The organism is Coriobacteriia bacterium (assembly GCA_014859305.1).
In the GTDB taxonomy this organism is placed as follows: domain Bacteria; phylum Actinomycetota; class Coriobacteriia; order Anaerosomatales; family Kmv31; genus Kmv31.
In genome coordinates this window covers 16148-38145 of record JACUUM010000012.1, presented here as the reverse complement: position 1 = coordinate 38145, position 21998 = coordinate 16148, and the positions used below count along the sequence as shown (strand labels likewise).

At 71.2% G+C, this 21998-nt stretch carries 13 protein-coding genes; 8 read left to right on the top strand and 5 right to left on the bottom strand.

Annotation, left to right across the window (positions count from 1 at the left end; genetic code table 11):
* Position 1 precedes the first annotated feature (1 nt).
* Positions 2 to 370, bottom strand: a complete 369-nt coding sequence (locus IBX62_03480; GenBank protein MBE0476143.1) for a ChaB family protein — start codon at positions 368 to 370, stop codon at positions 2 to 4.
* 176 nt (positions 371 to 546) lie between these two features.
* Here IBX62_03480 and IBX62_03475 point away from each other — a divergent pair, with 176 nt between their 5' ends.
* Complete coding sequence (locus IBX62_03475; protein MBE0476142.1) at positions 547 to 1440, top strand: DMT family transporter; 894 nt, start codon at positions 547 to 549, stop codon at positions 1438 to 1440.
* A 208-nt stretch (positions 1441 to 1648) separates the two neighbouring features.
* On the opposite strand, the gene IBX62_03470 is transcribed toward IBX62_03475, so the two are convergent.
* Together IBX62_03470 and IBX62_03465 are read right to left on the bottom strand one after the other, a co-directional pair.
* Positions 1649 to 2206 carry a DUF308 domain-containing protein gene (locus tag IBX62_03470; GenBank protein ID MBE0476141.1) on the bottom strand — a complete coding sequence of 186 codons (558 nt, stop codon included), beginning with the start codon at positions 2204 to 2206 and terminating at the stop codon, positions 1649 to 1651.
* Positions 2207 to 2299: 93 nt separating this feature from the next.
* Positions 2300 to 3523, bottom strand: a complete 1224-nt coding sequence (locus tag IBX62_03465) for a M28 family peptidase (GenBank protein ID MBE0476140.1) — start codon at positions 3521 to 3523, stop codon at positions 2300 to 2302.
* 167 nt (positions 3524 to 3690) lie between these two features.
* On the opposite strand from IBX62_03465, the gene IBX62_03460 reads away from it, so the two are divergent.
* The 6 genes from IBX62_03460 (at position 3691) to IBX62_03435 (ending at position 17149) form a co-directional block, all read left to right on the top strand.
* The gene (locus IBX62_03460) at positions 3691 to 5094 is read left to right on the top strand and encodes an ATP-binding protein (GenBank protein MBE0476139.1); all 1404 of its coding nucleotides are present in this window, start codon (positions 3691 to 3693) and stop codon (positions 5092 to 5094) included.
* Positions 5095 to 5157: 63 nt separating this feature from the next.
* Positions 5158 to 12096 (top strand): GAF domain-containing protein, encoded by a 6939-nt coding sequence (locus IBX62_03455; GenBank protein MBE0476138.1) that lies wholly within the window; start codon positions 5158 to 5160, stop codon positions 12094 to 12096.
* A gap of 200 nt (positions 12097 to 12296) precedes the next feature.
* Positions 12297 to 13529: a DEAD/DEAH box helicase gene (locus tag IBX62_03450; protein MBE0476137.1), complete on the top strand. Its 1233-nt coding sequence runs from the start codon at positions 12297 to 12299 to the stop codon at positions 13527 to 13529.
* Positions 13530 to 13583: 54 nt separating this feature from the next.
* Complete coding sequence (locus tag IBX62_03445; GenBank protein MBE0476136.1) at positions 13584 to 15233, top strand: L-lactate permease; 1650 nt, start codon at positions 13584 to 13586, stop codon at positions 15231 to 15233.
* Positions 15234 to 15282: 49 nt separating this feature from the next.
* Positions 15283 to 15501, top strand: a complete 219-nt coding sequence (locus tag IBX62_03440; protein MBE0476135.1) for a hypothetical protein — start codon at positions 15283 to 15285, stop codon at positions 15499 to 15501.
* Between the two features lie 40 nt (positions 15502 to 15541).
* Entirely contained in the window at positions 15542 to 17149 is a 1608-nt protein-coding gene (locus IBX62_03435; GenBank protein MBE0476134.1) for an L-lactate permease, read from the top strand.
* Between the two features lie 77 nt (positions 17150 to 17226).
* On the opposite strand, the gene ggt is transcribed toward IBX62_03435, so the two are convergent.
* Positions 17227 to 18894: a gamma-glutamyltransferase gene (gene ggt / locus IBX62_03430; protein ID MBE0476133.1), complete on the bottom strand. Its 1668-nt coding sequence runs from the start codon at positions 18892 to 18894 to the stop codon at positions 17227 to 17229.
* 91 nt (positions 18895 to 18985) lie between these two features.
* On the opposite strand from ggt, the gene IBX62_03425 reads away from it, so the two are divergent.
* Complete coding sequence (locus IBX62_03425) at positions 18986 to 20818, top strand: cation:proton antiporter (GenBank protein ID MBE0476132.1); 1833 nt, start codon at positions 18986 to 18988, stop codon at positions 20816 to 20818.
* 12 nt (positions 20819 to 20830) lie between these two features.
* Here the strand turns inward: IBX62_03425 and IBX62_03420 are convergent, their stop codons facing one another.
* The gene (locus tag IBX62_03420; protein ID MBE0476131.1) at positions 20831 to 21958 is read right to left on the bottom strand and encodes an AI-2E family transporter; all 1128 of its coding nucleotides are present in this window, start codon (positions 21956 to 21958) and stop codon (positions 20831 to 20833) included.
* Positions 21959 to 21998: the final 40 nt, after the last annotated feature.

Genomic DNA, 21998 nt, shown 5'->3' with positions numbered 1-21998 from the left:
GTCACTGCCTCTTGGCGACCGCCGCGGCGAGCTGCTTCTTGCTCATGCTCGAGCGCCCCTTGACGCCGAGTTCCTTGGCGCGTTCGTACAGCTCGTCCTTGCTGCTGCCGTAGACGTCCACGCCGCCGTAGGTCCTGCCTCGGCCGCGCTTGCCCGCCGCTCCCGGGTCCGAGGGGCCCTTGCGCCCCTTGGGCTCCCACCTGTCGCCCACCTTCTCGAACGTGTGCTTGAGCGCGGCGTAGGCGGTCTGGTGCGCCCGCCGCCCCTCGCCGTAGGTCTCCACGGCGCTGTCGTGGGCCTTGCCCCACGTGTCCTGCGCCTTCTTGGACGAACGTTTGATCGTGTCCGGCATCTCCCGTCTCGCAGGCATCTTCCGTCCTCCCTCCGTCCTGGACGTGCGCGAGGTTCCTACCCAGGCTGGGGGCTGCGTTCGGTCCCCGCGCCTCGGTCGCCCCCGCGCTCGGTCGCCCGTCGCGAGTCCGGCGCTGGCAGCGGCGGTCCGTGTATCATTCGGTGTCGCCCCCGAGGAAGGACCTCCCCTTGCCGCTGCGGTCCCACGGATGGAGGCCGCTCGCCGCGGTCGCGTTCACGACGGTCGTCTGGGCGTCGGCCTTCGCGGGCATCCGGGCAGGGCTGGAGGCGTACGGCTGGGGCGAGCTGGCGCTCTTGCGCTTCACGGTGGCCGTGGCGCTGCTGCTCACCTACGCGGCACTCTCGCGGATCCGTCTGCCCGACGCGCGCGACCTGGGAGCGATCGCATTGGCCGGGTTCCTCGGCATCGACGTGTACCACCTGGGGCTGAACTTCGGGGAGACGCGCGTGGCCGCGGGCCCGGCGAGCCTGCTCATCTCGGCGGTGCCCGTGGTGACCGCCCTGCTCGCGTGGGTCTTCCTGAAGGAGCGGCTAGGCGCGTGGGGGTGGGCGGGCATGCTCGTCGGGTTCGCCGGCGTCGCGGTGATCTCGCTGTCGGCCTCCGGCGGAGTCCGGTTCGAGCCCGCGGCGCTCGCCATCATGGCGGCCGCCGTGGGCGAGAGCGTCTACTTCATCATGATCAAGCCGATGATGCGCCGGTACTCCGTGATGGAGCTGACCGTCTACACGTTCGTGGCCGGGTGGGTCTTCATGCTCCCGTTCCTGCCCGGGCTCGTGCGCGCCGTGCCCCGGGCCCCCGCGCACGCGACGCTGTCCGCGGTCTACCTCGGCGTCTTCCCGGCCGCGCTGGCGTACCTCGCCTGGAACTTCGCGCTCTCGCGCATGCCCACGGGCACGACGATGTCGTTCCTGTACTTCACGCCCGCCCTCGCGATCCTCATCGCCTGGGTATGGCTGGGTGAGCTGCCCGGCGTCCTGCCGGTCCTTGGCGGGGTGGTCGTGACCGTCGGCGTCGTGCTCGTGAACACGTTCGGAAGCGCGGCGACGCAGCTGACCGAGGAGCTCTGAGCGCGCCGGTGCGCGGGCGCTCGACCGCCTGCCGGGGAGCTGTTCGAGCCGATGGGGAGCGCCCGCGTCGAGGAGCGCATGTCCCCGACCCGCGAAGAGATCGGGGTGGCGGTGGCCATGGGGCCGAGCGCGGGGCATACCGAGGAGGCGGCGGGCCGCTAGGCGAGTGGCGTTCCCGGCGCCGGTCGTCCTCGGTCCGTCCCCGGCGCTAGATCGCCCTCACTCCCGGCGGATAACCGTGACGGGCCTGGAGGCCGGCCGCGATGAGCGCCACTCCCACGAAGAGCACGTCGATCCCGATGAAGATGCCGATGAGCACGAGCGTGGTGACGAACGGCTGCGTCAGCAGCAGTATCCCGAGGATGATGCTGATCACGCCGGAGACGCCTACCCATACCCGGCCGTCGACTCCCGGGACGAACGACACCACCAGCTTGACGAGTCCGGTCACGAGCAGGTAGGCGATCAGCACGATCGGCAGCGTCACGATGGCCGCGACCGGCTGGAACAGCAGCAGGAAGCCGGCCAGTATCGACAGCACGCCGACTATCAGCCGCCAGGTGATCGCGCCGGTGGACGGTGCCCTGGTGAGCGAGACCAGTTCCGAGGCGCCCTTGACGAACAGCGCGATGGGCAGGACCAGGGCCGCGGTCGCGGCGGCGACCAGCGGCGCGCCGATCGCCAGGATCCCGACGATCACGAGCACGACGCCGGCTGCGATCGCCCATCCGTCGGCCCTCGTGTCCCCCTCGTGATATGCGGACATCTCCGCCCCCTTCCGTCTGCGGCGTCTAGGCGCGGCGAGCACGCGCGCTCGCTGGCGAGGTACCTACCCAGGAGGCGGAAGGCAGTTGCGCGTTCACGGGACGATCATCGTGAGCAACTCCGCGACGAAACGCGCGGTCTCGGCAAGCAGCGCCGGGTCGGCGAGCCCCGGTAGGTCCTCGCGGGTGTGGGCGATCTCCTCGAGCACGCGCTGCGCCTCGGCCGAGGTAAGCGCGACCGCGGGCACTCCGCGCATCGCGAAGATCATGTGGTCGCTCTGCGGCCACGGGCGCCCCTCGGTCAGCAGCTCGCGCCGCGAGGCCGCGCGCGCGACGCCCTCGCGCAGCTCGTCGGGGCACTCGTAGGTGGACACGGCGGTGGGACCGCCGCGGAAGCCGGCGGCGTCGATGTTGACGGCGAGGCGGATCTCGCCGAACCGCCCCTCGTTCGCCCGTACGTACTCGACCTGGCCGGGGGAGGCGTAGTGGTCCTCGCCGTTGAACGGCAGCAGCTCCACGGCATGCGGCAGCGGCATGCCGTGGAGCAGCTCCGCCACGGCGAGCAGGCATGCGACCCCCGTGGCGTTGTCCAGCGCGCCGGGCGTGGCCGGTTTCGTGTCGATGTGCGCCGCCGCCACCACGCGCCCGGCACCGCCGGGCCGCCTTGCCACGAGCTGCTCGCAGCGCGCGGGTGCGCGCCTCGAGCCGATCCGCAGCCTCACCGTCCCTCCCGCGTGCTTCCGCAGCCGCTCGCCGTCCACGTCCCTCATGTACGCCGAGGGGATCCCCACGTCCCCGTCCTCGATGAGCGGGAACGGGTAGAGCGCGCCGGCCATCGGGTCCCTGCCCGTTGCGGCGATCACCGCCTCGGGCGCCGCGTGCTCTGTCGCCTCCAGGATCCGCGTGTGCTCCTCGAAGCGGTACCAGGGGTAGTCCCTCGGCGTGAGCTGCGAGGATGCGACGCTCCCGGTGAGCAGCAGCACGCGTCCGCGAGCGTCGAGGCTCTCGAGCTCCTCGACCGTGGATGCCGCGACGAGCTCGGCGACGCCCTCGTACGGGTTCGAGTACGGCCCCGGGAAGGCCTCGAACGCCTCGCCGCCCGCGGACAGCGCGACCTCGCCCGGCTCCCAGTCGATGCAGGGGAACCCCGTGCGCTCCACCTCGAACCCGTGGATGCGGACCGACTCGGCGAAGTACTCGTTGGCGGCTCGGTTCCCCTCGCTGCCGACGTGCCTGTCGGGGTGGCGGAGGCACAACGCCTCGACGTGCACTGCGATGCGTTCCGCCAGTGCGTCCTTCACGGGCTCACGCGCGGGCACTCGTTCACCTCCATGGGGTGGAGGGATGCGGACGGACGGAGTCCGGCGGGCCGGTACCTGCCGAGTCTAGCGCTCCGCTCCGACATCGGGCAGCGCCGCACGGGTACATAGAGGCGTCGGCGAGTCGGCCGCGCCGGCCGCACGCCCCGGACAGCGACGGTGACGACATGCCCCCTGCGACCGAGCAACGCAGGCGCAGCCCTAGCGAGATCGCACTGCGGATCGCGCTGTTCTACGCGCTCGCGGCCGCGCTGTGGATCCTGCTCTCGGACTGGGCGCTCGTCGCCCTGGAGCTCCCTTCGCAGGTGGAGCGGGTGCTCAACTCCGCCAAGGGTCTGCTCTTCGTGCTCGTGACTGCCACCGCGCTCTACACCCTCACTTTGCGCGCGACACGGCGCCTCTACCGCTCGGAGCTACGGTACAGGCGGCTGTTCGAGAACGCCCCCACCGACATCCTGCTCTACCGCGTCCTGACCGATGTGGAAGGGCGCCCGGGCGGCGTGGTCATCGAAGGCGCGAATCCCGCCCAACTCGAGCACGCGCGCGCCTCGCCCGAGGCCTTCATGGGAAGGATGGCCTCCTCGGAACGGCTGCCCGAGCAGCTTCGGCCCTACGGCGCCGAAGTGCTCGAGGCCATCGCCGAGGACCGTCCGGGCGGCTTCGAGATCGCCGTGGACGCCACGGACTCGCACTACCTGGTCTCGGTCTTCCCGCTGGAACCGGGCCTATGGGCCTCGGCCGCGGTGGACGTCAGCGAGCTGCGTCGTGCCCAGAGAGCGCTGGAGGGCCAGAAGGACGCGATCCGCCGTGCCTACATGGACGTGCTCGACGCGGTGAGCGGCGGCAAGCTCGTGCTGATGACAAGGGAGGAGATCGAGGCTGCGCTCGGGGAGGCGACGGGCCCCCCGCGGCCCATGGAGTCCTACCTGGACGTCTCGGAGGCTCGCCCGCGGCTGGCCGAGGAGCTCCTGCGCCTCGGTCTGGCGGTCGACGCCGACCTGTTCCTGCACCCCTTCGCCGAGGCCGCGACCAACGCCGTGAAGCACGCGGGTCGCGGCGAGTGGTCCGTGCGGGTCAAGGACCGCGCGGTGCAGGTGGTGGTGGCCGACCACGGAGGCGGGATCGACTTCCGCACCCTGCCCGCGGCCACCCTCGTGCCCGGCTACTCCACCGTGCCCACCCTCGGTATGGGGTTCACGATCATGCTCCAGTACGCCGACCGCGTCCTGCTCACGACCGAGTCGGGCCGGACCGTGGTCGCGCTGGAGGTGGCCGACGCCGTGGCGCCGGAGCGCGGCGCCGGGCCGGTCCCCGGAGAGCGAGCGCGTCAGCCGTCTCCGTCCGCCGGAGCGCCGGTGGCGCGGATGCCGCCGAAGGGCAGCTCTCCCGCATGCGCCACGAGCGAGAAGTGGCAGGCGTCGGTCGCGGGAGCGGCGCGTTCCTTTCAGTCATGCGTAGGGGCGCGCGACCAGCGCCCGGGCGCCGCCGTCCGGCGGCCACGACGCATGCGGACGGCAGAACCGAGGGGCGAAGCCGCGAGCCGCGGGCGGAGACAGCATCCCCGCCCCTAGCACTACGCCCCGCCTCTTCTCGTATACTCGGGGGAGCCCGTAACGCGCGCAACGGAAGGGCCCGTGAGCGGCAGCCGCCCATCCCGGAAGAGATCCCGGGCGAGAGACCGGCTCTCGTCCTGTCCGATCGTGGGCGTAGGGGCGTCGGCCGGCGGCCTCGACGCGTTCCGGCGCCTGCTGGGCGCGGTCCGGGCCGAGTCCCCGTTCTCGTTCGTGCTCGTGCAGCACCTCGACCCCGACCGGCCGACGCACCTCGTCGACCTGCTGGCCGACGTCATCGCATTGCCGGTGCGGTTCGCCGAGGACGGCCTCGCACCCGCCTCGGGGAACGTCTACATCATCCCCGAGGGCCGGCTGGCGACGATGGAGGAGGGCGTCTTCCATCTGCGCTCGAGGGACGACGAGTGCGCCGTTCAGCCGATCGACACGTTCTTCACCTCGCTGGCGCTGCACGAGCAGTCGGGGGCGTGCGCGGTCCTGCTCTCCGGCATGGGCTCCGACGGCGTCCAGGGCCTGCGGGAGGTGGCGGCCGCAGGCGGCCTCACCTTCGTGCAGCTTCCCGATACCGCCGAGTTCGACCCGATGCCGCGAGCGGCGATCGCGGCGCGCGCGGCGGACTTCGTCGGCTCGCCCGAGGAGATCGCCGAGCAGCTCCACGCGCGCTCGGCGCACCCGCACCTGCGCGACGTCATGGAGCAAGCCGAGGACGAGCGGGCCTTCACCGAGGTGCTGACCCTGGTGTTGCGCGAGGCGGGGATGGACTTCTCGCAGTACAAGCCCTCGACGGTGCGAAGGCGCATGGGGCGGCGTGCGATGCTGCGGAACGTGGAGAGTCTCGAAGCCTACCTCGACGTCCTGCGCGCGGAGCCCGCCGAGCTGGACGCGCTCGTCCGCGACCTGCTGATCAACGTCACCCAGTTCTTCCGCGATCCCGAGGTGTTCGAGCTGTTGCGCGAGCGCGTCTTCCCGGAGGTGCTGAGAGCCAAGGCTTCGGGCGACGCCGTCCGCGTCTGGGTGCCCGGCTGCTCCACCGGCGAAGAGGTCTACAGCATCCTCATCACGCTCCTGGAGGCGCTCGATGAGGCCGAGGCGGAGCCGAAGGTCACGGTCTTCGGCACCGACGCGAGCGAGACCGCCATACGCGCGGCGCGCGAGGGCGTGTACCCGGACAGCATCTGCGCTTCCGTGTCGCCGGAGAGGGCGGCGCGCTTCTTCGAGCGCGTCGAAGGCGGCCTGCGGGTGGTCAGGCCCTTGCGCGAGATGTGCATCTTCGCCCGGCAGGACATCACGCGCGACACGCCGTTCTCGCGGCTGGACCTCGTCAGCATGCGCAACCTCCTCATCTACTTCGAGCCCGCGCTGCAGAAGAAGGTGCTCGCCATCGCGCACTTCGCGTTGGCGCCGCAGGGGTTCCTCGTGCTCGGTACCTCCGAGACGCCGGACAGCCAGCGCGGGTTGTTCTCCAGCTTCGACAAGCAGCGCCACGTCTACCGGCGCAAGGACGTGCCGCCCCACCTGCCGATCGACGTGATGAGCCCGCTGCGGGTCTCCTTGGACGCGTTGAGCGCGGCGGAGGCGATCGGGGAACGCCCGCCCGGCCTCGACGTCGTCGCGGAGGCGGACGAGCTGACCCTGGCGGCGTTCGGCCCTCCGCGGGCGGTGGTGGACGCCGAGGGCCACATCCTGCACTTCTTCGGCGACACGGCGCCCTTCATGACCCTCGCTGAGGGGCGGGCCACGCTCGACCTCCTCCAGATGGCGCGGCTCGAGCTCGCGCTGGAGGTCAAAGACGCGTTCGAGGCCGCTCGCGAGACGAACGCCCCGGCGAGAAGGGAGGCCTCGTTCACCGTGGAGGGCCGGCAGCGCCGCGTCGCCATCCAGGTGCTGCCGCTCGCGTCGGTCGCGGGTTCGACGCACTTCCTCGTCGCGTTCCTGGAGCTGCCGCCCACAGCCGCCGGGATGGAACCGGCCGAGGTCGGCGCCGAGATCGCGAACCTCTACGAGGCGAGAGAGGAGCGCCTGAGGCGAGAGCTGGCCGCTCTGCGCGCACGCACGCGCTCGATCTCGGAGGAGAAGGACAACGCGAACCACGCGCTGCGGGCCGCGAACGAGGAGGTGCGCTCGAGCAACGAGGAGCTCCAGAGCATCAACGAGGAGCTCGAGACCGCCAAGGAGGAGCTCCAGTCCGCCAACGAGGAGCTGTCGACCGTCAACGAGGAGCTCCGCAACCGCAACTCGGATCTCGCCCGGCTCAACGACGACCTGACCAACTTCGCGGCGAGCACGGACATCCCCGTCGTGATGGTCGACTCGGAGCTGCGCGTACGCCGCTTCACGTCCCAGGCGGTCCGCGTCATGCACGTCGCCTCCTCCGACGAGGGACGCCTCCTGCACCACCTGCGCATGCGCGTGGACATGCCGGACATGGAGCAGGTCGTGCGGAGGGTGATCCAGGGCGGTTTCCCCGAGACGCGCGAGATACGCGACGACGCCGGGCGCTGGTACTCGCTGCGCATCCTGCCCTACCGGTCTTCGGCAGGGAACGTGAAGGGGGCCGTCCTCGGTTTCATCGACGTCGACGAGCTCAGACGCAGCCTGGACCGGGTCGAGTACCGCGCCCGCCTCGCCGCGGCACTGAACGACATCGACGCCGACATCTCCTCCAAGCTCCAGTTCGACGAGATCATGCGGCACGCGCTGGACGACGGGGTGCGCGCACTGGGCATGGACGTCGGGGCGATCGAGATCCGTGACGGCGGGGAGTGGGTCGTCCGGTACCAGAACGGGTTGCGCTCGAAGGACGTCGGGAGGCGTCTGGCAGACTCCGAGGCGCCGGTCGCGGCCCGGACCGCCCGGACGAGGGAGCCGGTGGCGGTTGGCGACATCGCCGCCGACGACGAGGTGAACGCGGGCTACCTGCGTTCCCGCGAGATCCGCGCGGTGCTGGCGGCTCCACTGGTCGTGCGCGCCGACGTCACGGGGTGCATCCTCCTGCTGTCCACGAGGGGCCCGCGCCGCTTCAACGCCGCGGAGGTCGACTTCATCCGGAGGCTGGCCGCGTCGGTCTCGCTCGCGCTGGAGAACGCGCGGCTGCTGGAGGACGAGCGCCGGGCGGCGCGCACCGCCAGGGCGCTCAACAAGGTGAACGAGATCCTGATGGCCGCCCTCACCCCCGACGACGTGCTCGCCCGCCTCGTCGGCGAGGTGTCCGAGGTGGCCGGGGCGGACAAGTGCCTGGTCATCGGAATCGCGGGCGACACGTTCACGGTCACCCACGCGCGCAACGTCGCCGACGGCCTTCTCGGCCGGTCCAAGCCCGCTTCGTTCTTCCCGGCGTTCGCGCTGGCGGCTCGCGAGCGGCGCCCGGTGCTCATCGAGGACAACTGGAGCGATCCGCGGACGAACAAGGACTTCGTCGTCCCCTACGAGCTCCGGGCGTTCCAGCTCATGCCGTTGAGGGTCGGCGAGGAGGTCGTCGGCGTGCTCGCGTTCGCCTACGACGCTCCTCGGCGGTTCCATGCCGAGGACGCCCGGTTCTGCGAGCAGATGGCCCGGGCGATGTCGCTGGCCCTCACGAACGCGCGGCTCTATGAGGCCGTGCGCGAGAGCGAGGCGAAGTACCGCTACCTCTTCACCAACCTCATCGACGGCTTCGCGCTGCACGAGGTCGTGCTGGACGAGGACGGGGAGCCCGTGGACTACATCTTCCTCGAGGTCAACGAGGCGTTCGAGAAACTCACAGGCCTGAAGGCGGCCGACATCGCCGGCAAGCGGGTGACCGAGGTCATGCCCGGGATCGCAGACGACCCCGCCGACTGGATCGGCACCTACGGGCGTGTCGCGCTCACCGGCGAGCCGATCCGGTTCGAGCGGTACTCGCAGGCGCTCGACAAGTGGTACTCGGTCTCGGTCTACAGGCCCGAGGAGAGGCGGTTCGTGACCGTCTTCGACGACATCACGGAGCGCAAGCGCGCCGAAGAGGCCCTCGCCGATACGACGGTCCGGATCCGGCTCCTGGCGGAGTCAGCACGCCTGCTGCTGATGACGGAGGCGCCGGAGAGCATGGTGCAGGCGATCGCCGAGGAAGTGATGCGATCGCTGGACTGCGACGTCTTCTTCAACTACGTGATCGAAGACGGTGACGGGCGGTTGCACCTCAACGCCTACGCCGGGGTGCCGGAGGAGGTCGCGGAGGAGATCGCGTACCTCGACCTCGGCGTGGGCGTATGCGGCTGCGTCGCCAAGGACGGGGTGCGCATCGTCGCGGAGGACGTCCAGAACAGTCAGGACGAGAGAACGGAACTGGTGAGATCGCTCGGTGTCCAGGCCTACGCCTGCCACCCTCTCGTCCACCACGGCAAGACGATCGGGACGCTCTCCTTCGGCAGCCGCGACCGCACCAGTCTCGGCAACGAAGAGCTCGGATTGATGCGGGTGGTGGCCGATCAGACTGCCACTGCGATGTCCCGCAAGAAGGCGGAAGACAGGCTGAGAGAGGCGCAGAAGGAGCTCCGGGGGGCCGTCGAGGACCTGAACCGGGCGCAGGCCGTCGCGAAGGTCGGGAGCTGGCGACTGGACACCCGCCGCGACGAGCTGACGTGGTCCGAGGAGACGCACCGAATGTTCGGCATCCCCCTCGGCACGCCCATGACCTACGAGAAGTTCCTCTCGACCGTCCACCCGGAGGACCGGCAGCTGGTCGACGAGAGGTGGGAGGCGGCGCTGAAGGGCGAGCCCTACGACGTGGAGCACCGCATCGTCGTCGGCGGCGCCGTCAAGTGGGTCCGCGAGCAGGCCGAGCTCGAGTTGGACGAGGCCGGCGAGCTGCTCGGCGGGTTCGGCACCGTGCAGGACGTCACCGAGCGGAAGGATGCCGAGGCGCAGCGGGAGGAGTATCTGTTCCGCCTCGTCACGCTGCTGGAGGTGTCGACCGACGTGCTGGCCGCCGGCGACACGGAGGACATGCTCCGGCGGGTGGCCGACGCCGCCCGGCAACTCGTGGGAGCGAGGCTCGCCGTGGCGGGGCACGGTTACGAGCAGGACGATTTCCGCCTGGGCGTGGTGTCGCGCGCCGAGGACGCGCCCCCCTGCATGGAGGGCGCCGAGTTCGCCGTGGAGCGGGGCGGGACGTACCTGGAGCTGGTCGAGAGCGTCGAGTCCCTCCGCCTGACCGAGGAGCGGCTGCGAGCGCACCCGCGCTGGCGGGGGCTGCCCGAAGGGCACGTCCCGCTGCGCGGGCTCCTGGGCGCGCGACTCTCCGACACGGAAGGACGCCCCGTCGGCATGATCATGCTCTCGGACAAGGAAGGCGACTTCACGCCCGAGGACGAGGTCCTGCTGCGGCAGCTCGCCTCCATCGCCTCCCTCGGGCTGCAGCACATCGAGTCCAGGAACGAAGCGGAGTCCGAGCGTTCACGCCTTCGCACGATCATCGACACGATCCCCATCGGCTTCAGCCTGCTGGGACCGGACGGCGCCGTGCTCGACATCAACGAGGCGACGAACCGGATCTGGGCCGGGGAACTGCCCAAGGCCGCCGACATCGAAGGCTATCGCGTCTACAAGGGCTTCCACCGGGACACGGGCGAGCCCGTCCTGGCGCACGAGTGGCCCGCCCCGCGGGTGGTCGCGACGGGGGAGCGCGTGGAGGAAGTGATCGACATCGAGCGGTTCGACGGCAGCCGCGCGACGGTGCGCGTGGACGCCATCCCGCTGGCCGACGACGCGGGCCGGGTCGGGCAGATCGTCGTGGTCACGGAGGACGTGACCGAACAGGTCCGCCGGCAGGAGCTGAACGAGGAGCTCAACGGCCTACAGGCGGCTATGTCCGCCACACTGGACACCGGGGAGATCCTGCGCGCGATGATCGAGCGGGCCCGGCGCGCGGTGCGGGCCGAGTGCGGGTGCGTGGCCGTGCGACGGCCGGACGGGTGGGTCGTCCACGCGGTGTCGGGGGACGGAGGGCCCGCCGTCGGTACGGTCCTCGGCGAGGAAGGGGTGCCGGTTGTGGAGCTGGCGGTCCGGGAGCGCCGTCCGGTCGCCGTAGGCGACGTGGAGAAGCCCCCGCTCGGGGGCAGCCGGCCGGCCGAGCCGCCCGGCCTGCGGTCGCTGATGGCCGTCCCGCTCATCGCCCAGGGCGACGTCGTCGGCGTGGCGTGGTTCGGGCACCGAGGGTCGCCCGCGACCTTCACCGACCCGGAGACGGAGTTCGCGTCGCGGCTCGCCGACGTCGTCTCGCTGGCCCTGGACAACGCGCTGCTGTACGAGCGCGAGCGTACGATCGCCGACACGCTGCAGGAAGCCGTCCTGACACCCCCCGAACAGGCGGAGGGGATCGAGGTCTCCTACCTCTACCGGCCGGCTTCGAGCACCGCGAACGTCGGGGGTGACCTCTACGACGTGTTCCCCATCGACGCCGATCGCGTCGGCATCGTGATCGGCGACGTCTCGGGCAAGGGGCTCGAGGCGGCTCGCCTCACGTCTCTCGTGCGCGACGGGATCAGGGCCTACTCGTACCAGCGGCCGGACCCCGGCGAGGTCCTCGAGCAGCTCAACCGCCTCCTCTATCGCTCCTCCCCTGTGGAGGCCTTCGCGACCGTCTTCCTCGTCGTGCTCGACAGGCACTCGGGGCGGCTCCGCTACTGCGGAGCGGCCCACCCCTCCGGGATCGTGCTCGGCGCGGAGCGGCTCGAGGTCCTGGAGGAGTCGGGCGCCGGGCCGGTGGGGGCGTTCGGCGAGACGCGCTACGCCTCCAGCGACTCCGAGCTGATTCCCGGCGAGACGCTCGTGCTCTACACGGACGGCATCACCGAGGCGCGGCGAGACGGAGAGATGTTCGGCGAGGACCGCCTGGTGACCGCCCTGGACGAGCTGCGGAACGCACCGCTCGAGGACCTGCCCGGGAGGCTCCTGGCCGAGGTCCTCGAGTTCTGCGGGGGCTCGCTTCGCGACGACACCGTCGTGATGTGCGTTCGCTGGACGGGTTCGAAGCCCGACGAGTAGACGGCCCGAGGAGCGAGCCGCGAAGCCTCGCGTGGGGGCCGGCGCCGCCCGCAGCCGCGGCCCCGTGCTACACTGAGCGGGTCCCACCCCTAAGACTCGGTCGTCCTGTGCCGCCGCCGGCACGCTCCGTTCGCGGATCGACTGCGTCTGCCAACGCAGTGCTTCGCGACGAGAGCGGCGCACGGTACAGGAGAACCCATATGTCGTTCCACTCGCTCGGCCTCGAGCCGCGCCTGCTCGCCGGCGTGTCCGCCATGGGCTACGCCGATCCCACCGCTGTCCAGCGCGAGGCGATCCCGCACGTGCTGGCCGGCTCCGACCTCGTCGGCGTCGCACAGACCGGCACCGGCAAGACTGCCGCCTTCGTGCTGCCGATGCTCCAGCGCATACCTCCGCGCCGGGGCGTCCGCGCGCTGATCGTCACGCCCACCCGCGAGCTCGCGCTGCAGATCGCCGAGGTCGTGAGGGCCGCATCGCACCGGACCGGGCACCGCGCCGCCGTCATCATCGGCGGCGTCGGGATGCAACCGCAGGTCGACAGGCTGCGCCGAGGGGTCGACGTCGTCATAGCGTGCCCCGGCCGGCTGCTGGACGTGCACTCCCGCGGCGCCGTCGACCTCTCGCGCGTCGAGACGCTGGTGCTCGACGAGGCCGACCGGATGCTCGACATGGGCTTCTGGCCGGACGTCCGCCGCATCCTCGCGCTTCTGCCGCCCCGCCGCCAGAACCTGCTGTTCTCGGCGACGATGTCGTCCGACGTCCTCGGCGTGGTTCGCGACACGCTGCGTGACCCGGTGCGCGTGCAGGTCGCCCCGCCCGCCACGCCCGTGGAGAGCGTCGAGCAGGTGCTCTACCCGGTCTCGGCCAGGCAGAAGACCGAGCTCCTCGCCGAGATGCTGAAACGCGGCGACCACCGCCGCACGCTCGTGTTCACGCGCACGAAGAGCCGCGCCGACCGGCTGCACCGGCAATTGGAGCGCAGGGGCGTGGCTTCGGCGCCCATCCACGGCGGGCGGTCGCAGGGCCAGCGCCAGCGCGCCCTGGAGGCGTTCAAGGCCGGACGCTCCCGGGTGCTCGTGGCCACCGACGTGCTCGGCCGGGGCATCGACATCGACGACGTGAGCCACGTCGTCAACTACGACCTCCCGCACACTCCCGAGGACTACGTCCATCGCATCGGCCGGACCGCACGGGCGGGCGCGAGCGGCACGGCGATCAGCCTGCTGGCCGCCGAGGAGCTCGAGACGCTGGCGGCCATCGAGAAGGTCCTCGGCGCGGCGCTGGAGTGCCGCGACGTCGACGGCTTCCGTTACGAAGAGCGCGTCGTGCCCGCCGCCGACCGCCGCGTCACCCCCGCGCCGCGCGGCGAGACCCCGCGAAGCCGCACCGGGCGTCGCGGCGGCCGGGGGCGCGCCGGGGCGCGCCGGCGCTAGAGGCGGCCGTCCCGGAGCGCGGATCCGCCCCCTTCCCGGGTTCCCTCGACGGCGATGAGGGAATGTAGCCCCGTCCTCAGCCGATGCCGGGGGGTGGTGACGGTGGACGGCGTGCCGATCACGGTCGGCTACTGGCTCGTCGCGCTCGTACCGCTGGCGACGCTGCTCGTGCTGCTCGTCTGGCTGCGCTGGACGGCGGCGCAGGCGGGAGCGGCGGGGTTCTTCGTGGCCGCCGTGCTCGCGTGGCTCGTGTTCCGCGCGGACTTCCAGACCCTCGCCGTGGCCACCGGCAAGGGCATCTGGGACGCGATCTTCATCCTGGCGGTGGTGTGGCCCGCTCTGCTGCTCTACGAGATGATCGAGCGCGCCGGCGCCTTCGACGTCTTCCGCGACAGCATGGAGAGCTACACCAAGAGCAAGCTGCTGCTCGTGCTCGCCTTCGGTTGGGTGTTCGCCTCGTTCCTCCAGGGTATCGCGGGCTTCGGCGCTCCCATCGCGATCGTGGCTCCGTTGCTGGTCGGGATCGGCGTGAGACCGCTGATGGCGGTCGTGGTGCCGCTCATCGGCCACGCGTGGGCGAACATGTTCGGCACCCTCGCGGTCGGCTGGCTGGCCACGATCCAGGTCATCGAACTGGACGACCCCACCCAGACGGCCGTGGTCACGGCGGTCATGCTGTGGGTGCCCAACCTGCTCTCCGCGCTGACCATCGCGTGGCTCTATGGCCGGGGGAAGGCCCTCGCGCACGCCGCGCCGGTGATCGCCGTCGTGACGCTCATCCACGGCGGGGGGCAGGTCGCCCTGGCCGCCGTCGACCCCATCATCAGCAACTTCATCCCCGCCACCCTGGCGCTGGGCGCGATCTTCCTGCTCGCCAGGATGGGCCGCTACCAGAAGGAGGAGGAGTTCGAGTCCTACATCCTCGCCGAGGAACGGGCCGAGGAGAGGGCAGAGGAAGCGCCGAAGTTCTCCGTCCACCTCGCCATGCTGCCCTACTACATCCTGATCGCGGTGTCGGTGATCGCGCTCGTGATCCCTCCCGTGAACGAGGCGCTCGAGCAGGTGCAGGTCGGTCCCGCCTTCCCCGCGGTCGAGACCGGGTTCGGGGTGGAGCAGGAGGCCGAGGAGGCCTACGGCGAGGTCGAGCCGCTCACGCACCCAGGCCTGATGCTGCTGCTGGCCACCGCGGTCGGCTATGCGGTGTTCCGAGCCAAGGGTCTGTACGAACGCGGTTCCGTCCGACGGATCCTCGCAGGCACCGCAGGCAACGCGCTGCCCGCGAGCGTGGCGATCCTCGGGTTCCTGACGCTGTCCAAGCTCATGGACAACTCGGGGATGGTCACGGTGTTGGCGCTGGGCATCGCGGAGGTCTCCCCGCCGGTCGTCTACGCGTTCCTCGCCAACTTCATCGGTGTGCTGGGCGCGTTCATGACCTCGTCGAACACCGCGTCGAACATCCTGTTCGCGCCGCTGCAGCAGCAGACCGCCGTCGCCACGGCCCTGCAGGAGTCCACGATCATAGGCGCGCAGTCCGTCGGCGGCGCCATCGGCAACGCGATCGCGCCGGCGAACGTCGTGCTCGGCACGGGCACCGCCAAGATCGTCGGCCAGGAGGGCGAGGTGCTCAAGTACACGCTGCCTTACGCGCTGGCGGCTTCCGTCGTCGTCGGCGCGCTCACGATCCTGGTGTTCCTGCTCCTGTGAGCCGCTCGCCTCAGCGAGCCGAGGACCTTACTCCGAGGAGGGCTCTCCCATGGATCGGATCAAGAACCAGACGGTATGGCAGGGGATCGCGTTCCTGCTGGTACTGCTCGCCTTCCCCTTGCTGACGTACGGGACGCGGGAGGCCGAAGGACTCGCGTGGGCGGGCATGGGCATGGTGGTCCTCGGCTTCCTCATCCCCCCGGTCGCGCGCTTCGCGCTGCCCGAGGAGGAGGGCGAGGAGGAGGGCGAGGAGGGCGACGAGGAGTAGCGGCGCGGAGTAGCGGCGCGCCGAGGCCCGAGGGGGGTCCATGGATGCCGACATAGAGGTCAGTGCCCTCAACTGGCTTCTCGCCGCGTTGCCGCTGGCCGCGATCCTGGTGCTGCTGGTCGGCTTGCGCTGGACGGCCGCGCAAGCGGGCGCGGCGGGCTTCTTCATCGCGGCCGGCGTGGCGTGGCTCGTGTTCAGGGCCGGGTTCGAGCCGATCAGCGTCGCCACGGCCAAGGGGCTGTGGGACGCCGTGTTCATCCTGTACGTGGTGTGGACGGCGCTGCTGCTGTACGAGGTGACGGACAAGGCCGGCGCGTTCGATGCGTTCCGGGTCGGAGCCGAGCGCTACACCGACAGCAAGCTGCTGCTCGTGCTCGCGTTCGGCTGGGTGTTCGCGTCGTTCATGCAGGGCATCGCCGGCTTCGGCACGCCGATCGCGATCGTCGCTCCGTTGCTGGTGGGGATCGGGGTGCGGCCGCTGATGGCGGTCGTGATCCCGCTCATCGGCCATGCGTGGGCGAACCTGTTCGGCACGCTGGCGGTGGCATGGCTGGCAGCGCTACGAGTGGCGGAGATAGAGGCCCAGACCGCCACCGCCGTGGGATCCGCGGTGCTGCTGTGGATCCCGAACCTGCTCGCGGGGCTGACCATCGTGTGGCTCTACGGTCGCGGCAAGGCGCTGGCACGCGCCTGGCCCGCCGTCCTGGCCGTCTCGCTGGTCCACGGCGGCGGCCAGGCGCTGCTGGCCGGCCTGAACCCGATCATCGCCAACTTCATCCCCGCGACGCTGGCACTCGGCGTGATCCTCGCGGTCGAGCGGCTGCCGCACTTCCAGGAGGACCCGCTGCGCAGCGACATCCTGCGGGAGGGGTTCGAGACCAAGGACGAGAGGCCGGGCGAGGCGCGGATGAGCCTGCCGGTGGCCCTCACCCCTTACTTCGCGCTCATCGCCCTGACGCTGGCGGGGCTGCTGATCCCGCCGGTCAACGAGCTCCTCGAGCGCGTCCAGGTCGGGTTCGCCTACCCCGAGGTCCGGACGGGGCTCGGGTTCGTCACCGAGGCCGACGAGATGTACGGGGAGTTCGCCGTCTTCAGCCATCCCGGGACGTTCCTGCTGCTCGCCGCCGTCCTCGGCTATCTCTTCTTCAGGTCGCGCGAAGCGTATCGGGACGCCTCGCTGCGCGACATCCTGGCCGGTACCGTCGAGAACGCGCTTCCGGCCAGCATCGCGGTGATGGGCTTCCTCGCGCTGTCGAAGGTCATGGAGCACGCCGGCATGGTCGAGCTGCTGGCGCTGGGGATAGCGGCGATCTCGCCCCCGCTGGTGTACGCCTTCCTCGCCAACCTCATCGGCGTGCTGGGCGCCTTCATGACATCGTCGAACACCGCGTCGAACATCCTGTTCACGCCGCTGCAGCAGCAGACCGCCGCCGCGGCGGGGCTGAGCGAGGCCGCCGTGCTGTCCGGGCAGATGTCCGGCGCGGCGGTGGGCAACTCCATCGCGCCGGCCAACGTCGTGCTCGGGACGAGCACCGCTCAGATAAGCGGCCGGGAGGGAGACGTGCTGAAGTACACACTGGTGTGGGCGATGGCGGTCAGCGTGCTCATAGGAGGGGGCACGCTGCTGTTCCAGCTGTTCGGACTCTAGGTGCCCCTCCCTGCGAAAGGACGCCGACGGCAGCCGGCGCCCTTCGCGGTGGCGCTTCCGGGCAGCGGTCCCTGCCGCTACCACACCATGGCCTGGCCGTCCCCCCGCGGGTCCGCCCCGGCATGGTACGTGCCGGTGTCGGGGTCGATCAGGATCGCCTGCGCGTGGCCCATCGTCTGCGAGAAGTCCTCGAGGTACTCCACCTCGTGCCCGCGGCGCTTCAACTCGGTCCCGACGTGGTCGGGCACGCGCCCCTCGAGCTTGAGCGTCTTGGACTCGGCGCCCCACGTCCGGCCGTAGAGCCATCGGGGCGCCTCGATGGCCTGCTGCACGTCGTAGCCGAAGTCCACGATGCGCGTGACCATCGCGCACTGCGTCTGCGGCTGCCCCTCGCCGCCCATCGCCCCGAACGCCATGAAGGGCTCACCGTCCTTCAGGGCCATGGCGGGGATGATCGTGTGGAAGGGTCGCTTGCCCGGCTCGAGCGCGACCGGATGGTCGGGGTCGAGCTTGAAGAACGAGCCGCGGTTCTGCATCAGGATGCCCGTCCCCGCCGGCATGAACGCCGAGCCGAACTCGTGGTAGACGCTCTCGATGAGTGAGCAGACGTTGCCTTCGCCGTCCACTGCACACATGTACGTCGTGTCGCCGCCCATACCCGCCATCGCCGGCCGGAGCGGCGAGATCTCCTCCTCGGGCCTCGCTCTGCCCATGTCGACGAGCCCCGCCCTGTCCCCCGCGTAGTCCTTGGAGAGCAGCAGGCCGAGGGGCGCGTCGAGGACGTCGGGGTCGCTCACCCACTCGTCGCGGTCCGAGAAGGCCACCTTGGCGGCCTCGGTCATCAGGTGGATGTAGTCCGGCGAGCCGTCGCCGATGCCCGCGACGTCGAACCGCTCGAGCAGGTTGAGCATCAGCAGCGTCGCCACGCCCTGGGTGTTCGGCGGCAGCTCAGTGACGGTGACGCCACGGTAGGTGGCCGACAGCGGCTCCACCCAGTCGGAGCGATGCTCGGCGAAGTCCTCGCGCCTCAGGAGCCCCCCGGCCTCGGCCAGCGCGTCGCAGATGCGGTCCGCGACCTCGCCGCGGTAGAAGGCCTCAGCGCCGCCCTCGGCGATCAGCCGCAGCGAGCGCCCGAGGTCGGGCTGCCGGAGGACCTCGCCGGTCTTGGGCGTCCCGCCTCCGGGCATGTAGGTCCTCGCCGTCTCCTCGAAGCGCGCGATGGTGTCGGAATACGAGGCGATGTAGTCGCGGAACCGCTCGCTCACCGGGAAGCCTTCCTCGGCGTAGGCGATCGCGGCCTCGAACAGCCGCGGCCACTCCAGGTGGCCGTAGCGGTCGTGCAGCGTCTTCCAAGCGTGGACGGCGCCGGGCACCGTGATCGCCGCGAGCGGGCCGCGCTGCGGGATCTCGTCCATGCCCTTGTCCCGGTAGAAGCCCCGGTTCACGTCGCGGCCTGCGCGGCCGGAGCCGTTCAGTGCCTCGACCTCCCCCCTCCCGCGGTCGAAGACCTGGCAGAACATGTCCCCGCCGAGGCCCGCCATGTGCGGGTAGACCACGGCGAGCGTGGCGTTCATCGTGACGGCGGCGTCCACGGCGTGACCGCCGTGCTGCAGCGCCCACAGCCCTGCCTGAGAGGCCAGGTAGTGGGGGCACGCCACCGCTCCCTTCGCACCGATCGCCGGCGGCCGCCCGGTCTCCATGGCCGCGTGCTCGGCTCCGGAGCCTGCGTGTGCGCGGTGAGTCATGCGCGGACCTCCCCTCATCGCCCGGTCCGCCCGTCGCGGCGGCCGGGCCGGTTGGCTCGACCGTTGCCATGTACCCGCCTCGTCCGGTCGCATGCGCTCGGCGGGCACTTCGGCGGTCCCGCTCCGACGAGAGGCGTGTGCACCGGCTGGAGGAAGAGCGTGCTGTCCGGGGTCCGGTGGTAGACGGCGGCCGTGGGGGTACGCCTATGATAGGGAGCCCGCGCGCATCCCCGCTCGAATCCCGCCGAGCTCGACGGACGGACCGCCCGTGACCGCCTTTGCGGACATCTTCGCCCAGCTCGCGGTGGTGCTCGCGTTCTCGGCCGCCGCCGGCGCCGTCGCGCTCGCGCTGCGTCAGCCGTTGATCGTGGCGTTCATCTTCTCCGGCGTGCTGCTCGGGCCCGCGGCGCTCGGCGTCGTGGTGGCCAGCGACGAGATCGACCTGCTCGCCAGGATAGGCATCTCCGTGCTGCTCTTCGTCGTCGGCCTGCGGCTCGACCCGGAGCTGGTGCGCTCGCTCGGACCGGTCGCGCTGGCCACCGGCCTCGGGCAGGTCGCCTTCACCGCGACGATCGGCTACGCCCTGGCGCTTCTGCTCGGGCTGTCCGGGATGCAGGCGCTGTACGTCGCGGTCGCCCTGACCTTCTCGAGCACGATCATCATCGTGAAGCTGCTCTCCGACAAGCGGGAGATCGACTCGCTCCACGGCCGCATCGCGGTGGGCATGCTGATCGTGCAGGACGTCCTGGTCATCATCGCCATGATCGGCCTGAACGCGCTCGCGGCCACGGGCGCCGCGCCCGACGGGGAGCGGCTCGCGGAGGTGCTGCTGGGCGGCGCGGCGTTCGTCGCGGTGCTGTGGGCGGCGGCGAGGTGGGTGCTGCCGCCGCTGACGCACCGGCTGGCCGGCTCGCAGGAGCTCCTGGTGCTGTTCGCCGTCGCCTGGGCGGTCTCGCTGGCGGCCTTGGGCGAGGGAGTGGGCGTCAGCAAGGAGATCGGCGCGTTCCTCGCGGGGATCTCGCTGGCGACCACCCACTACCGGGAGGCCATCGGTGCACGTCTCGTCGGCCTGCGCGACTTCCTGCTGCTGTTCTTCTTCGTCGACCTCGGGGCGCGCATAGAGCTCGGGGTGCTCGGAGCCCAGATCGGTCCCGCGGTCGCGCTGTCGGCCTTCGTGCTGCTGGGCAATCCGCTGATCGTGATCGCCATCATGGGCTTCCTCGGCTACCGGGCGCGCACCAGCTTCCTCGCGGGGCTGACGGTGGCTCAGATCAGCGAGTTCTCGCTCATCCTCGCGGCGCTCGGCCTGGCGCTGGGGCACGTCACCGACGAGACGCTGGGCCTGATCACCCTGGTCGGCATGGTCACCATCGGCGCCTCGACGTACATGATCCTGTACTCGCACGTTCTCTACGAGCGGCTCGCGCCCGTCCTGCACGTCTTCGAGCGGGTGAAGCCGTACCGGGAGCACATGGCCGAGACCACCGGTCCCGCCAGGGTGGACGTGGTGCTGCTGGGGCTGGGCCGCTACGGCGGCAACGTCGGGCGGGCGCTGCGCGAGGAGGGCCTCGTCGTGCTGGGGGTGGACTTCGACCCCCATTCGGTCCGCCGCTGGAGCGAGGGCGGCGGCGCGTCGCAGTACGGCGACGCCGAGGACCCGGAGCTGCCGGCGTCCCTGCCGCTCGGGACGGCGAAGTGGGTCGTGTGCACCGTCCCCGACCCTCACGTCGCCACCGTGCTCGTGCAGTCGCTGCGCCAGCACGGATACGCCGGGCGCATCGCGCTCACGGCGCACTCACGCGCCGCCGCGCGCGGGATGGAGGCCCTCGGCGCGGACCTCGTGCTGTTGCCGTTCGTGGACGCCGCGAACGAGGCCGCCGACGAGCTCGTGGCGCGCCTGCGCGAGCAGGGGGCGGCGCGCTAGCCCGGTCGGGCCTTACCGGTCCGGTGACTCCGGCGTCCCGCCCTCGACGGGCCGCCAGCCGCGGCGCTGCGCGTAGTACTCCCACAGCGTCTTGGCGGTCCCCACCAGGGGCACGGCGAGCAGCAGGCCCGCGATCCCCCATAGCGTCGTGCCCGCTATGACGGCGAGTATGACGATGACGGGATGCAGCCCGAGCTTCGTGCCGAGGATCTTCGGCGAGAGCACCGCGCTCTCGATCTGCTGCACCGCGGTCACGACGACGACGGCCCACACCGCCAGCCAGGGGTCGACGAGCACGCCGATGACCGCGCCGATGATCGCGGCCAGCACGGGGCCCACGATCGGCACGATGTCGCCGACGCCGGCGACGAGCCCGAGCAGGGCCGGGAACGGCAGCCCCGCGATCGCCATCCCGGCCCAGGTCAGCAGCCCCACGAGGAAGGCGATCAGCGCCTGCCCGCGGATGTAGCCCCCCACGACGTCCTCCAGCCGCTCCCCGGCCTGCCGCGCGTCTCCGCGCCACCCCGGCGGCATCGCCGAGAGGATCCCGGGCGCGACGCGCGGCAGGGTGAGCAGCAGGTAGAAGCCGACGACCAGCCCCGCGACCGTGCCGACGAGGACGCCCACGGCCCGCTCCCCGAAGGCGAGGATGCGGGGGGGGATCTCGCGGGAGGCGTCGGCGAGCTGGGCGATCAGGCCCTCGGCGAGGGCGTCGGTGGCACGGAGCGCCCACCGCGGGAGGGCGAGGCCCTCGTAGCGGGACTCCGCCTCGGCGAGCAGCTCCGCTAGGCGGCCGCTGAGGTCCGGAGCGCTAGCGGCGAACTCCTCCGCCTGCGCGGCGAACACCGGCACGAGCAGCGAGACGACGCCTGCGAGCACGGAAGCGAACACGAGGTAGGAGAGGGACACGGCGACCAGGCGCGGGGCGCCTCGGGCGGCCAGCCGCTCCACCAGCGGGCGCAGGAAGACCACGATGACCAGTCCCAGCGCGAGCGGCAGCACGACGGTCCAGAGCCGCTGCGCGAGCCACACGGCTCCCAGCCCGAGGGCGAGCCAACCGATCGCGGTCCAGGTGACCCAGTACGCTCGGCGCCACTGCTCGTTCGACCACGCCCGGCCCTTCCGGCCGCCGTCCGCCATGCCGTCTCCGCTCGTCGGAAGCCGAGTAGTCCTTACCCTT